The sequence below is a fragment of the Luteimonas soli genome (genome assembly GCF_042648865.1).
Classification (GTDB): Bacteria; Pseudomonadota; Gammaproteobacteria; order Xanthomonadales; family Xanthomonadaceae; genus Luteimonas; species Luteimonas soli.
On sequence record NZ_JBHRYA010000003.1, the window covers coordinates 730,887 to 743,384 of the forward strand.

Annotated in this window: 12 protein-coding genes; 3 read left to right on the forward strand and 9 right to left on the reverse strand. The window is 67.6% G+C overall.

Going from position 1 to position 12,498, the window contains the following annotated elements:
- Positions 1 to 98: 98 nt before the first annotated feature.
- The 3 genes from ACFONC_RS06610 to proB form a co-directional block, all read right to left on the reverse strand.
- The gene (locus ACFONC_RS06610; protein WP_386742915.1) at positions 99 to 1,103 is read right to left on the reverse strand and encodes a DUF4474 domain-containing protein; all 1,005 of its coding nucleotides are present in this window, start codon (positions 1,101 to 1,103) and stop codon (positions 99 to 101) included.
- A gap of 297 nt (positions 1,104 to 1,400) precedes the next feature.
- Positions 1,401 to 2,669, reverse strand: a complete 1,269-nt coding sequence (locus ACFONC_RS06615; RefSeq protein WP_386742916.1) for a glutamate-5-semialdehyde dehydrogenase — start codon at positions 2,667 to 2,669, stop codon at positions 1,401 to 1,403.
- 14 nt (positions 2,670 to 2,683) lie between these two features.
- A complete protein-coding gene (gene proB, locus ACFONC_RS06620; RefSeq protein WP_386742917.1) occupies positions 2,684 to 3,844 on the reverse strand; it encodes a glutamate 5-kinase in 1,161 nt (386 codons plus the stop codon).
- Between the two features lie 511 nt (positions 3,845 to 4,355).
- Between proB and ACFONC_RS06625 the strand changes: the two genes are divergently transcribed.
- On the forward strand, positions 4,356 to 4,838 hold the full coding sequence (locus ACFONC_RS06625; RefSeq protein WP_386742918.1) for a VOC family protein: 483 nt from the start codon (positions 4,356 to 4,358) through the stop codon (positions 4,836 to 4,838).
- A gap of 7 nt (positions 4,839 to 4,845) precedes the next feature.
- On the opposite strand, the gene ACFONC_RS06630 is transcribed toward ACFONC_RS06625, so the two are convergent.
- From ACFONC_RS06630 to ACFONC_RS06650, 5 genes are all read right to left on the reverse strand, one after another.
- Positions 4,846 to 5,586 carry a DUF4386 domain-containing protein gene (locus ACFONC_RS06630; RefSeq protein WP_386742919.1) on the reverse strand — a complete coding sequence of 247 codons (741 nt, stop codon included), beginning with the start codon at positions 5,584 to 5,586 and terminating at the stop codon, positions 4,846 to 4,848.
- A gap of 90 nt (positions 5,587 to 5,676) precedes the next feature.
- A complete protein-coding gene (locus tag ACFONC_RS06635; protein WP_386742920.1) occupies positions 5,677 to 6,087 on the reverse strand; it encodes an MAPEG family protein in 411 nt (136 codons plus the stop codon).
- 75 nt (positions 6,088 to 6,162) lie between these two features.
- The gene (locus tag ACFONC_RS06640) at positions 6,163 to 6,558 is read right to left on the reverse strand and encodes a GFA family protein (RefSeq protein WP_386742921.1); all 396 of its coding nucleotides are present in this window, start codon (positions 6,556 to 6,558) and stop codon (positions 6,163 to 6,165) included.
- Between the two features lie 16 nt (positions 6,559 to 6,574).
- Positions 6,575 to 7,687, reverse strand: a complete 1,113-nt coding sequence (locus tag ACFONC_RS06645; RefSeq protein WP_386742922.1) for an OmpA family protein — start codon at positions 7,685 to 7,687, stop codon at positions 6,575 to 6,577.
- Positions 7,688 to 7,957: 270 nt separating this feature from the next.
- Positions 7,958 to 9,103, reverse strand: a complete 1,146-nt coding sequence (locus ACFONC_RS06650) for a threonine aldolase family protein (protein WP_386742923.1) — start codon at positions 9,101 to 9,103, stop codon at positions 7,958 to 7,960.
- Positions 9,104 to 9,273: 170 nt separating this feature from the next.
- On the opposite strand from ACFONC_RS06650, the gene ACFONC_RS06655 reads away from it, so the two are divergent.
- On the forward strand, positions 9,274 to 11,208 hold the full coding sequence (locus ACFONC_RS06655; RefSeq protein ID WP_386742924.1) for a S9 family peptidase: 1,935 nt from the start codon (positions 9,274 to 9,276) through the stop codon (positions 11,206 to 11,208).
- Between the two features lie 17 nt (positions 11,209 to 11,225).
- On the forward strand, positions 11,226 to 11,819 hold the full coding sequence (gene trmY, locus ACFONC_RS06660; protein WP_386742925.1) for a tRNA (pseudouridine(54)-N(1))-methyltransferase TrmY: 594 nt from the start codon (positions 11,226 to 11,228) through the stop codon (positions 11,817 to 11,819).
- Between the two features lie 21 nt (positions 11,820 to 11,840).
- On the opposite strand, the gene ACFONC_RS06665 is transcribed toward trmY, so the two are convergent.
- Positions 11,841 to 12,437 (reverse strand): hypothetical protein, encoded by a 597-nt coding sequence (locus ACFONC_RS06665; RefSeq protein ID WP_386742926.1) that lies wholly within the window; start codon positions 12,435 to 12,437, stop codon positions 11,841 to 11,843.
- Positions 12,438 to 12,498: the final 61 nt, after the last annotated feature.

Sequence of the window (12,498 nt, forward strand, 5' to 3'; positions counted from 1 at the left end):
GCAAGGTTGCCGATCGCGAAGCCGCTGGGAGCCCCGCTTTCGCGGGGATGGCGGCAGTTATCCAGGACTCACTCGTAAAGAGGCGCGGGCAGGGCCGATCACTCCCACACGTAGCTGATCGTCAGGCCGTCATCGCCAAGTTCCGCGGTGATGCCCTCCTCGCGGTTCATCGCCGCGCACATCGCCTCGGCAACGTCGGGATCGTCCAGCACCAGCGTACCGCGCTGGCCGATGTCTTCGTGGTTGACGCCAGGATCCGTGCGGATCGCCAGGTTCCAGAAGTGTTCGCCGTCCGTGCCATCCGCGCCTTCGGCGTCGTTGGTGAAGTACACCTCGCCGGTCTCCGTGTCATAGATCGTCTGCGTCATGCGGATCTGGTCGTCGCCCGCGGCGGACGAGTAGTAGCCGGGAATCCGCTCCAGCAGGTCGCCCAGCGGCCCACGCTCGCCGGTGCCCCTGGTGTAGAAACCGATCTCGCCGCCGAAAGCGCCGCCGTTCCCGTAGCTGCCCTTCCACAGCTCGAGCCGGTATTCGGTGCCATCGACCTCGAACTCGACCACCTCGTCGTCCAGGTCCATGCCCAGCAGCTTGCCGACCTTGTCGTAGGCGTCGTGGAAGCCGAAGTAGCTCTGCATCGAACTCTCGTTGGTGGTGTAGAAGTCCCCCTCGGGAACGTACTCGAAGCCGAACGCCTGGCCGATCGCGCCGGCGATCATCGGGTTCTCCATCGACGTGTCGATGACATCGCCGATGGCTTCCTGCAGGCCGGGCACCAGTGCAGTCTGGTCCGCGAAGCTCGGCCCCTCGGGGCCGGCGAGCCAGTCGACGAAGTCCTGGGGCGAACTCTGGCCCAGCCCCACCTTGCCCAGCTCCGCCAGGATCTCCGCACCCTGCGCCACGTTGTGCCTGACGATGTCCACGCCGACGTTGACGACGCCCTCCTCGGCCACGGATTCGGCGACATCACGCGCGCCGTCGACCACCGCGCCGCCCACGTCGGTGGCGGCCTCGGCCACGTCGCTGGCGATGTCGGTCAGGTTGTCCTGGAGAGGCCGGACGGTCTGGTCGTAGAACTGGCGCAGCGAATCGATGGGACCGGGCATGCTGGAACTCCCGACGGAGACTGGATTGGCTTTGAATCTAGCGTCCAGCCCACCGCCCGGACAGATGGGGAAAACCCTGAAAGCGCGTCACTCATCGCGCGGCACGGCCCACCCTGCTCCACCGCAGGCACCCGCACTCCGGCCACGCCCGCCAGCCGACTCCGTGCCAACGAACCGGCGCAGCCCACTTGGGCCTTCTATCGTCACCCCCCGCGGAAACAGGGACCCGGTGCCCTGGGACGTAACGGGCCTGCAGCCACTGGCTTGCCGCTTTCGCGGGCACCTGGCGCCCCCCACTCAGGCCTGCGCGGACTCCGGATGCCGCACCTGGCCGTCACCACGCACCACCCAGCGCTCGATGGTCAGCGATTCCAGGCCCATCGGCCCGTAGGCGTGCAGGCGCGTGGTGGAGATGCCGATCTCCGCGCCCAGGCCCAGCTGGCCGCCGTCGTTGAAGCGCGATGAAGCGTTGACCATCACCGCCGAGCTGCGGATCGCACGCACGAAGCGGTCCGCCGCGGCCTGGTCGGTGGTGGAGATCACCTCGGTGTGGTCGGAAGTGTGGCGCTGGATGTGGGCGATGGCGTCGTCGATGGAATCCACCACGCGCACCGAGATGATTGGCGCAAGGTATTCGGTGTCGTAGTCCTCGTTCGTCGCCGGTTTGGCATCCGGAAACAATTCCCGGGTCCGCTCGCAGCCGCGGATCTCCGCGCCGCCACGCACCAGCGTGCCCATCGCTGCCGGTAGCCACTTGCCGGCGATGTCGGCATGCACCAACAGTGTCTCCAGCGCATTGCATACACCGGGGCGCGAGAGCTTGCCGTCCACCGCCAGGCGGGTCGCGGCGACCGGATCGGCGGCCGCGTCCACGTACAGGTGGCAGACGCCCTTGTAGTGCTTGATCACCGGCACCCGCGCGTTCTCGGCCACGAAGCGGATCAGGCGCTCGCCGCCGCGCGGGATCGCAAGATCCACCAGGTCGGTCAGCTGCAGCAGTTCCAGCACGTGCTCGCGCGCGGTGTCTTCCACCAGCGCCACCGCTTCGATCGGCAGGTCGAATTCGCGCAGCGCGGAATGCAGGCAGCGGGCGATGGCGATGTTGCTCTCGCGCGCCTCCGAGCCGCCGCGCAGCAGCACCGCGTTGCCGGCGCGCAGGCACAGCGCGGCCGCGTCGGCGGTCACGTTGGGACGCGCCTCGTAGATCATCGCGATCAGGCCCAGCGGGATGCGCACCTTCTCCACGGTCATGCCGTTGGGATGCGTTTCGCTGCGGGTGACCTGGCCGACCGGGTCGGGCAGCGCGGCGATCTCGCGGATCGCCTGCACGATGCCGCCGATGCGGCCGTCGTCCAGCTTCAGGCGGTCGAGCATGGCGCCGGTGGTGCCTGCCTCGTTCGCGCGCTGCATGTCGAGCGCGTTGGCGGCCAGAATATCGGTGCGGCCGGCGTCGACGGCGTCGGCCATCTTCGACAGCAGCGCCGCACGGCGGGACGGGTCTAGCGCGGCAATCGCGTGCGAAGCCGCACGGGCGCGCTCGGCAAGGGAGCGGATGTAACTGGACATGGTGTCCTCCTAGTTCAATGCATGGTCGCCGCGACCTGGTCGAGCAGCACCAGGTTGTCGCGGCGCACGACTGCGCTGCCGTTGTGGAAGCCGAGGACGTCCTCGATCTCCTGGCTGTGGCGGCCGGCGATGCGCTGCAGGTCGCTGGCGTGGTACTCCACCAGCCCGCGGCCGATGCGGCGGCCCTGCCTGCTGACCAGGTCCACCAGCGCCTGGTTGCTGAAATCGCCTTCGACGCCGAGCACGCCGCCCGGCAGCAGCGAAGCGCCGCGCTCGGCCAGGGCCCGGCAGGCTCCGTCGTCGATCCGTACCCGGCCGCTGCACGCCGGCTGGTGTCGCAGCCACAGCTTGCGCGCCATCAGGCGCGGGCCGTGTGCAGGGATCAAAGTGCCGTGCAGGCGATCATTGGCCAGCGCCGCGAGCGATCGCTCGTCATGGCCGCACAGCAGCGCGGTATCGATCCCGGCCGCGGCAGCCTTGCTTGCTGCCTCCAGCTTGGTCGCCATGCCGCCGGTGCCCAGCGCGCCGGCGCCGCCGGCGGCCATGGCCATCACTTCCGGCGTGATCGCCTCGACCCGCGGTAGCGGCCGCGCGGCGGGGTCGCGCGTCGGATGGCCGGTATACAGCCCGTCAGTGTCGGTGGCGATGAACAGCATGTCGGCATCGACCAGGGCCGCCACCGCGGCGGCCAGGTTGTCGTTGTCGCCGAGCTTGAGCTCATCGACCGACACTGTGTCGTTCTCGTTGACGATCGGCACCGCGCCGATGCGCAACAGCTCCTGCAGCGTGGCCTGCGCGTTGAGGTAGCGGCGCCGGTTGCGCAGGTCGTCATGGCTGAGCAGCACCTGCGCCACCGGATGTTCGATCAGCCCCTGCCACAACGCCAGCATCGGCGTCTGCCCCAGCGAGGCAAGCGCCTGGCGCTGCACCAGGCTGCCGCGCCGGCGCGCCATCAATCCACGCCCGGCCGCGACCGCGCCCGAAGACACCAGCAACACCTCGCGGCCCTGGCTGCGAAAACCTTCGATCAGCGACGCCAGCGCCGAAGCGTTGCGCATGCCCAGATTGCCGCGACCATCGGTGAGCAGACTGCTACCCACCTTGATCACGGCGCGCCGCCAGGCCGGCAGCGGCTGCTCGGGAAACGGATGTGGTGAATTTGCGGACTCGGACATCGATGCTCCATCCTCGGATGCGAAGGTGATTTGTGCTGCGCACCATCCCAGCAACCGGGCGTGCGAAAGCGCGCGGATGCGGACCGGGGACGATCCTGAATACGCGAACGACCGGGGAGGATCAGAAGCGCAGCGCGGCGCGAGAGCGAGCTCGATCGCGCGCCTGATTTGTGGGTCGGTGGCTGCCGCGGCGAACGGAAACGTGGGGGGCAGACCAAACCGAACCTGTTCAGATTAACAGAATGCCCCACCCAACCCAACCCCGGCCCGGTGAAATGACGTCCTGATCGCGGGAATTACTGGACGATTCACGGTTCTTTCATCGCAGAGACGCGCAGCCACCACGATATTGCATCGCAATACCAAGCCGTCGCTGCAGTGAGGCAGCCGCGTGTCGATTTCCCAGTCCGCCTTTCGTCGAAATGACAGTAGGCACTCCTCCCCCACCTGCTTCCCCGCGCCCCCGGGGCCGCCCCGCCCCATTGCGATCGCCCCACTTCGGAGAATGAAGATGATCCCCAGGAACACGATCTGCCTCTGGTTCGACGGCACCGCACTCGAAGCCGCGACCTTCTATGCCGAATCCTTCCCGGACAGCACCGTGGGGGCAGTGCATCGCGCGCCGGGGGATTTTCCTTCCGGCAAACAGGGCGACGTGCTGACCGTCGAGTTCACCGTCGCGGGCATCCCCTGCATCGGCCTGAACGGGGGCCCCGCGTTCAAGCACAGCGAGGCGTTCTCGTTCCAGATCGCCACCGAGGACCAGGCCGAAACCGATCGCCTGTGGAACGCCATCGTCGGCAACGGCGGCCAGGAAAGCGCCTGCGGCTGGTGCAAGGACAAGTGGGGCCTGTCGTGGCAGATCACGCCACGCGTCCTGACCGAGGCCTTCACCGGCCCCGATCGTGCCGCGGCCAAGCGCGTGTTCGACGCGATGATGGACATGCGCAAGATCGACATCGCCACGATCGAGGCGGCGCGACGAGGCCCGTAGGTCGGGGTTACGCCCCCGACGGCTTTTCCTGTCCGGACGACACCCGCTCCGTTCTCGCCCCCCGCACCAGCAGGTAGCCGATCATCCAGAACTCGCCGATGGACGCAGGCAAGGTAGCCGCCATGGCGACTGTCGACAGCCCGGGGACCAGCCCGGCGAACGCGCTGACCACGTAGCCGACGCCGCCGACGACCAGGGTCCAGCCGAGCGGCCTCGGCATCCAGCCCGAACGCAGCACCAGCGAGCCCATCGGGATCAGCCAGAGCCCGAAGAACACCGCGCCGATGGTCCACAGCTGGCCGCTGACGAGATAGAGCAACTGCACGGCGCCGGCCGGGTCCACGCCGGCAACAAGCCCCGTATCGGTGGCCACTTCGAAGGCAGCGCCGATCATGACGGCACTCATGAGGATCGCCGTCGCATTGATGAGTCCGAACGCCGCAAGCGCTCCCGCGGCAACCGCGTCCACGCTCCGGAACAGCCGGAAGAACCACACCGCCGTCAGCGCCTGCGTGATCACTATGCCCAGTTCGAACGCAATCCCGGCACGGGCGAGCCACGCCTGGGCGCCCAGCCGGGCCAGGGTTTGCTGCGGGTCACCGGGCGCGTAGAGCTGCGACCGGATCAGCAGAAAGCCGCACAGTCCGCAGACCGCCAGTCCGAGGTACCAGAGGCCGGTGATGCGCGCCGTCCGTACCCGGGAAGCGGTCGCCACGTCGTGGGCGGAGGCCGGGGACAACTGTGCCATGGGAGCCTCCTCGGCCATGGGATTTGCATCCTGACCCGGCATGCCGCATGGGGTTCAGGGGATGGAGCCCGGCACCGCGCTGGCCCGGAATCAGGCCGATGGCAACTTGCCGACGGCCATGACGACCAGCGCCCAGAGGCCGAGCACCGCCAGGAAATTGATCGTGAACACGATGCCCCTGAGCCGGACATTGCGGGCGAGGATCTGGACAGCACTGTGTACCACCCTGCCCGCTACGAATACCCAGGCCAGCGCGACCGCTACGGGGCCAGGCTGGAGCTGCAGGAGAATGAAGCACGCGGCATGGAAGAACAGCGGCCACTCGAACTGGTTCGACAGGTTGGCGCTGATGCGGGGCTCGACGGACGCCCACGGATTGCTCCCGTCCGGACGACGGCCAATGCCCCACACGGCCGGGGCGCGCGCAACCGTAAGCAGCACATACAGAAGCGCCGCAAGCGCGACGTGCGCGGCCATGGGAAGGATCAATGCTTGCGACATGTGCACATCCAATGGTCGGGCGAATGGATCAGATCGATCCGCAAAGCGGCTTCGGCTTCAATGAACCGTCGAGCCTCACCGATCCGAGGGATGGTTGACGCCGTCCTCGGTAGGCACCCCACGGATATCGAACGGGTTGACTCCCTCGAGGCACCCGACGTTGTAGCCGTACTGCCCGGGATCCGAACGCCGCTGGTGATGGGTGTAAATGCCGCAGTTGGAGCAGAAATAGTGCTTGGCCGTGTTCGTGTTGAACTGGTAGAGCTTGAGGCAATCGGCTCCCTTGACGATGCGAAGGCCACCCAGTGGCACGGAAGCGACCACTGCACCCTTGCGACGGCAGATTGAACAGTCGCAGCGCCGTGGATCGACGATCCCGTCCGGCAGGTCAAGCTCAAGCTCCACCGCGCCGCAATGGCACGAAGCTCGATGCCTGGGCTGTATGGCGACTCCACCGACTTCCTTGAGCACGTCCGGCAATCTCCAATCAGTTGCGCTTCACCAGTTCGACGCGACGATTGCTCGCCCGTCCGGCTTCGGTGTCGTTGTCCGCTATCGGCCGGGCCTGGCCGAATCCCTCCGACAGCAGGCGGCTGCCATCGATGCCCTGCCCGACGATCGCGTCGACCACCGCCCTGGCGCGGGCTTTCGACAGGGCAAGGTTGTGACCGGCATCGCCGGTGTTGTCGGTGTGGCCATTGACCGACAGTTCCAGTGCCGGGTCCTGCTTCAACAAGGCCACGATCTGTGCGATCTGCGGCTCGGAACCGGGAAGGATCTCCGCCTTGTCGACGGCGAAGTTCACCTGCACGGAGACCTTGCCCTCGTCATCGAGTTGCTGCTTCATCTCGGCGGCAGGCAGCAGCGATGCGGTGATTTCCAGCGGCGTGGTTTCGGCGATCGCCAGGCCGCCCCGGTTGTTCCTCACGCACAGGTGCACCCAGACCAGGCGGTCGCTGCGGCGGATCACGAACGACTGGAACTGGTCGATGGACGGATAGCACAGGGCGCCCTGGTACATCGACATGAGCTTGCTGACCCGTTTTTCCTCTTCATCACCGACGCCGGAGACCTTGCCTCCGCCGACTTTCACCCCGCCGATGGAGGTGACAAGTGCCTCGATGTTCCGGACGACCTCCAGTTCGCTGAACTGCTTGCCCTTGTCGGCCCGGAACGTGCCGGTTTGCAGCTTTCCCTCGACCCATTGATAACCATCGTCCGTCCAGAACGGGAACTCGGCGAAGTCGAAGGACTTCGTCTTCCTGTCCAGCATGCTGTAGCCGGTCGGCAGCTTCAGATAGGGAAAATCACCGAGCGGGGCCGTGGAAACGGGGATGCTTTCAGGATCGAACTCCCCCTCGTCGCCGTCTTCGATATCTTCAGCCGCAGCCACCGGAGCGGCGGGCGCCTCCTCCACTGCCGGACTGACGGCAACCGGTGTTTGAGCGACCGGGTCCGCGGGCTCATCCCGTTGGCACGCGGCCATGCCCAGGGTGCATGCCAGCAAGAAGCCCAGGCATCGCCAGGAAGGGCTGCCGGGTATGCCCCGGGGCATATCGAGGTTTCGCGATGCGGTCGCTTCTCTTGGCACTCTGGACATCCATGATTCTCCTGAACTACGGCGAGGCAATCCCAACCAGTCGTCGTCACGCTAGCAGACGGTGATGTGCCTGTGAAAGGAGACGAGTCCGTGGTGCAGACCGTTCCGGTCCTGGCCATGCCACGCACATGTGGTGGCGATCCGGCGCATCCGCATCGACATGTCGGCCGGAACTTGGCGCTACCTGCCGGCGGGTGAGCGCTCCCGGGGCGTGCGCGGCCTGCAGACAGTCACGGGTGACCACATTCGGGGCATGTGGACGCCACCGGGTCACCCCAGGAAGAGCGCAACGTATTCGTCCACCGGCCGGCGCAAGATCGTGGTGTTGACGAACAGCGGCAGCACGCCCTGCTGCCAGTGCCGGATGCGCACGCCGGCCTGGCGGCCGCGTTCATGGGCGGCCTTCGCCATCGCTTCCGGCATCTCCAGCAGGTGGATGTTGGAGGCATGTGGCGAGGTCCGGTCGACCACCTTGCCGCTGGCGACCAGCGCCGCGATCAGCCGCGCCGCATGTCCGTGCGCCTGCACGATGCGCCCGCGGAAATCCGGCAGCGAGTCGCGCGCCAGCATGGCCGGCATCCAGCCCTGCCAGAGCGTGCCGCCGTACAGCCGCCGCAGTTCGCGCGCCTCGGCGATGTCGGCCTCCGAACCGGCCAGCACCGCGCCGAAAGGGGCCCCCAGGTACTTGTAGAGCGAGACATACACCGTGTCGAACTCGGCCGCATACGCGCGCACGTCGAGCGCCGGTGGCGCCAGCAGCAGCCGCGCGCCATCCAGGTGCAGGCGCGCCCCGTGCGCACGGGCCAGGCCGGCGATCTCGCGCACCCGGTCCAGCGGCACCATCTCGCCGTTGGCGCGCCGCACCGGGGATTCCAGCGATACCGCGCCGATCTGCATCGGGTACCGCGCGCCCTCCGAAGCCTCGATCGCCGCCCGCACCTCCTCCAGCGTCGGAACCGCGCGGTCGGGCGCCAGCGTCAACAGGTTGATGCCCGACAGCCGCTGCGCCGAATCGACCTCGTCGCGGTACAGGTGGCTCTCGCGCTGCACCAGCGCACGCGGGTGCTTGCCGCACAGCACGCGCACCGCGATGTTGTTGGCCAGCGTGCCGGTGGCGATGAATGCGCAGTCTTCCTTGCCCAGCAGCCCGGCGAACGCACGCTCCAGCGCCTTGACTTCACCCGCGACGAGGTAGCGGTCGATGGCGTTCGGGTCACTGTGCTGCGCCAGTGCAGCCAGCCGCGCGGCCATCGCCGCGCTGTCGGCCGGAGCGGTGTCGCCCGTGAACCAGACGCCATCGGCATCGGCGAGCGGTTCCTGCGGCGACGGCGAAGCCTGCGCCTGGGCGACGCCCTGCAACGCGATGGAAGCGGCGGCGGCGCCGAGTGAGCCCTGCAGGAAACTGCGACGATCCATGGCGGTCCTCCGGAGACGGGTGCGCGTCGATTATCCAGAAAGTGGCCGGGAACATGACACGGCGATCGACTGCGCCACCTGCAGCTGTCGGTGGCATCGCCCACCTCGCCAACGGGCGGCCGCCGGCCGTATGCTTGGCTGACTGCCGGGGAGCAGGCTTGGGGAATCACATGAAGCAGTGGAGCATCGCCGTGGCCGCCGCGGCATTCGGGCTGGCCTGCGCCTGGGCCCAGGCCGCCGAACCCGTGCCGGTCGAGGCCTTCGCCGAGGCGGACCGGATCACTTCGCCGCGCCTTTCGCCCGATGGCAAGCACGTCGCCGTCTCGGCCAACCTCGGCGAGGGCAACCATGCGATCGTGGTGTACCAGGTCGACGACATGCAGCAGACCGCGCTGCTGAAGCTGCCGCGCTACGAACAGCCGGTGAGCATGTACTGGGCCAGCGATACGCGCCTGCTGGTCGCCAAGGGCCGCCTGGTCGGCTCGCGCGAAAAGCCGCTGGCGACCGGCGAGATCATCGCCACCGACTTCGACGGCCGCAACCAGCTGTACGTCTTCGGCTACCAGGTCCGCAAGACCGGCATCGACCGGGGATTCGGCGTCATCGAGGGCCTGCCGCCCGTGCGCAACGGCCACTTCTACATGCGCCACCGGACGGCGAACAGCCGCCGCTCGATGCTCTACGACATGGATGCCCAGCGCGGCACGCATCGCCTGGTCGCCGACATCGGCGTGGAGGACATGGCGTTCGTGCTCGATCCAAGCGGAATCCCGCGCTTCGCCCTGGGATCCACCGACTACGACACCTACGTCCTGTACCAGGCCAACGCCGAGGGCAAGGATTGGCAGCCGGCCGCCGCGAACGCCGTCGAAGGCAGGTTCGTGCCGTTCGCGTTCAGCGCCGACGGCAGCGAGGTCTTCGCCGCCTACAGCGTCAACGACGGCCCCGTCTCGCTGGTCCGGTCCGACCCCGCGGGCACCTCGCGCACCACGCTGGCCAGCGACGACTTCGGCAGCATCGGCGATGTGGAGTGGAACGCCGCACGGCAGCCGTTCGCGGCCACGATCGAGAACGGCCGGCCGCGCATGGTCTATTTCGACGAGTCCTCGGTCGCCGCGCAGGAGCATCGCCAGCTCAGCGCCAAGTTCCCGGGCCAGTACGTCACCTACGTCAACCACACCGCCGACGGCAACGTGACGCTGCTGTACGTCCACAGCGACCGCGACCCCGGCGCGTGGTACCTGTTCGACCGCACGCAGGCGACGATCAAGCTCCTGCTCGCCGCGCGCGCCGGCATCGACCCGGCACGCATGGGCGAACGCCGCTACGTCCGTTTCAAGGCCAGCGACGGCATGGAGCTGGACGGCTACCTCACCCTGCCCGCCGGCGTGCAGGCGCCGGCCAAGCTGCCGATGGTGCTGCTGCCGCACGGCGGGCCGCACGTGGAAGGCGATCGCTGGGCGTTCGACAACGACGCGCAGTTCCTCGCCAGCCGCGGCTACCTGGTGTTGCAGGTTAACTTCCGCGGCAGCGAAGGCCGCGGTTATGCCTTCGAACGCGCCGGCTACCGCCAATGGGGCACCCGCGTGCAGGACGACCTCATCGACGGCGTGCGCTGGGCGGTCGCGCAGGGCTACGCGGACCCGGCGCGCATCTGCAGCTACGGTGCCAGCTTCGGCGCCTACTCGGCGATGATGGTCGCCGCCCGCGCACCCGACCTGATCCACTGTGCCGCCGGCCTGTCGGGCCTCTACGACCTGGAAGCATTCGCCACCGACAGCGACGCCGCCTCGACGTCCTACGGCCGCAGCTACATCAGCCGCGTCCTCGGCGACGACAAGGCGCAGTGGCTTGCGAACTCGCCCATCCACCTGGCCGCCAGGATCAAGGCGCCCGTGTTCCTCGCCCACGGCGAGATCGACGAACGCACGCCCTACAGGCAGGCGGTGGCGATGAAGAAGGCACTCGAAGCCGCCGGGAACGCGCCGGAGTGGATGCCGGTGCCGGGCGAGGCGCACGGGTTCTACAAGGATGGGAACAACGTCGCGTTCTACAGGCGCCTGGAAGCATTCCTTGCGCGGAACATCGGCGCCGGCGAGCCCTGACTGTACAGTCCGGACACATGAGAACCTTCGTACTCCGGGCACGGGCAGCCCCCACCGAAAGCCGGAAGCTGCTGGCATCCATCGGCCAGGAGGCGCATCCGGAGATCCTCGCGCACACGCTGATGAACGCGATCTTCGTGGCCCAATCGCATCGCCCCGACGTCACCGTCTACCTGGTACTGGAAAGCACCCGCGACTTTTCGCGCACGATCCGGTTCGAGGCCAACGCCATGCACGATATCGGCGGTTTCGACGAACGCGCGCTGCTGGACAAGATCGCCAGGGCGCTGGACGCGTCCACCGGAATGGGCAAGGACGAAACGCGGCCCGTGGAACCAGGCGTCACCGTGCGCACGGTGGCTTTCGAGCGGCTCGTGCAGGAACTGGCCGGGGACCACCAGCTGTTCGTGATGGATCCGAAAGGCACGCCGATCCGTGAGCAGGTGTTCGACGGCAATCCGTGCTTCCTGCTGACCGACCACATCCCGATGCCGAAGAAGACGTTCCACGGCCTCGAACGGCTGGGCGCGAAGAAGCTCACGCTGGGATCGAGGATGCTGTTCGCGTCGCAGTGCGTGGTGCTGATCCACCACGCGCTCGACCAGCGGTGACCCCGCCGCACGTCTGGGCAGTCAGTACTCCACTGCCACCGACATCAGGCGCAGCTTGCCCGCGTACTCACCGAGGCGGTTGATCTCGAAATACCACCAGTCACCGGCGAGGGTGTACGCACCCGGGAAGGTGAAGGTCACCGACTGCTCGTGGATCGTGCCGGAGCCGGCCGGAATCAGGCCAGTGCCTTCATCGCCATAGGTTTCGAAACCGCTGCCATGGTTGAACGAGGTGGGGATCACCAGGAACCCGATGCTGTCGCCATCGCCATCGCCGGGAATCTCGTAGACCAGGCGCAAGCGGACCCGGTCACCGGTGGCATATCCCTTGGGCCGATGCATGGTGAAGGACATCGCGCCGGACGTCCCCGTCCAGTCCACGCCACGCGTCTGCAGCGCAAAGCTGCCGAAGGTCGACCACGACAGGGCGTGCGCCGGGAACGAAACCTGATTGGCGTACTGCTTGCACAGTTGCGGGTGCAGGTGGCAACGCAGCTTGACCCTGTCGATCGGCTGGGTTTCCTGCGACGGCGTTGACTGCGGCGGACCGGCCTCCGCGACCACGTTCAACGGATTTGCCGCGAGGGCTGAGAGCAGGACGGGCAACAGCATGCGCATGGGGGTCTCCTGTTCCATGGTTTGAAAGCGGCACGGACGAACGACCGGTCCGGCACCGCGG

Excerpts from the sequence above, each read along its gene's own strand:
- ACFONC_RS06610 (WP_386742915.1), bottom strand. The coding sequence starts at position 1,103 with ATGCCCGGTCCCATCGATTCGCTGCGCCAGTTCTACGACCAGACCGTC.
- ACFONC_RS06615 (WP_386742916.1), bottom strand. The coding sequence starts at position 2,669 with ATGTCCAGTTACATCCGCTCCCTTGCCGAGCGCGCCCGTGCGGCTTCG.
- proB (WP_386742917.1), bottom strand. The coding sequence starts at position 3,844 with ATGTCCGAGTCCGCAAATTCACCACATCCGTTTCCCGAGCAGCCGCTG.
- ACFONC_RS06625 (WP_386742918.1), top strand. The coding sequence starts at position 4,356 with ATGATCCCCAGGAACACGATCTGCCTCTGGTTCGACGGCACCGCACTC.
- ACFONC_RS06630 (WP_386742919.1), bottom strand. The coding sequence starts at position 5,586 with ATGGCACAGTTGTCCCCGGCCTCCGCCCACGACGTGGCGACCGCTTCC.
- ACFONC_RS06635 (WP_386742920.1), bottom strand. The coding sequence starts at position 6,087 with ATGTCGCAAGCATTGATCCTTCCCATGGCCGCGCACGTCGCGCTTGCG.
- ACFONC_RS06645 (WP_386742922.1), bottom strand. The coding sequence starts at position 7,687 with ATGTCCAGAGTGCCAAGAGAAGCGACCGCATCGCGAAACCTCGATATG.
- ACFONC_RS06650 (WP_386742923.1), bottom strand. The coding sequence starts at position 9,103 with ATGGATCGTCGCAGTTTCCTGCAGGGCTCACTCGGCGCCGCCGCCGCT.
- ACFONC_RS06655 (WP_386742924.1), top strand. The coding sequence starts at position 9,274 with ATGAAGCAGTGGAGCATCGCCGTGGCCGCCGCGGCATTCGGGCTGGCC.
- trmY (WP_386742925.1), top strand. The coding sequence starts at position 11,226 with ATGAGAACCTTCGTACTCCGGGCACGGGCAGCCCCCACCGAAAGCCGG.
- ACFONC_RS06665 (WP_386742926.1), bottom strand. The coding sequence starts at position 12,437 with ATGCGCATGCTGTTGCCCGTCCTGCTCTCAGCCCTCGCGGCAAATCCG.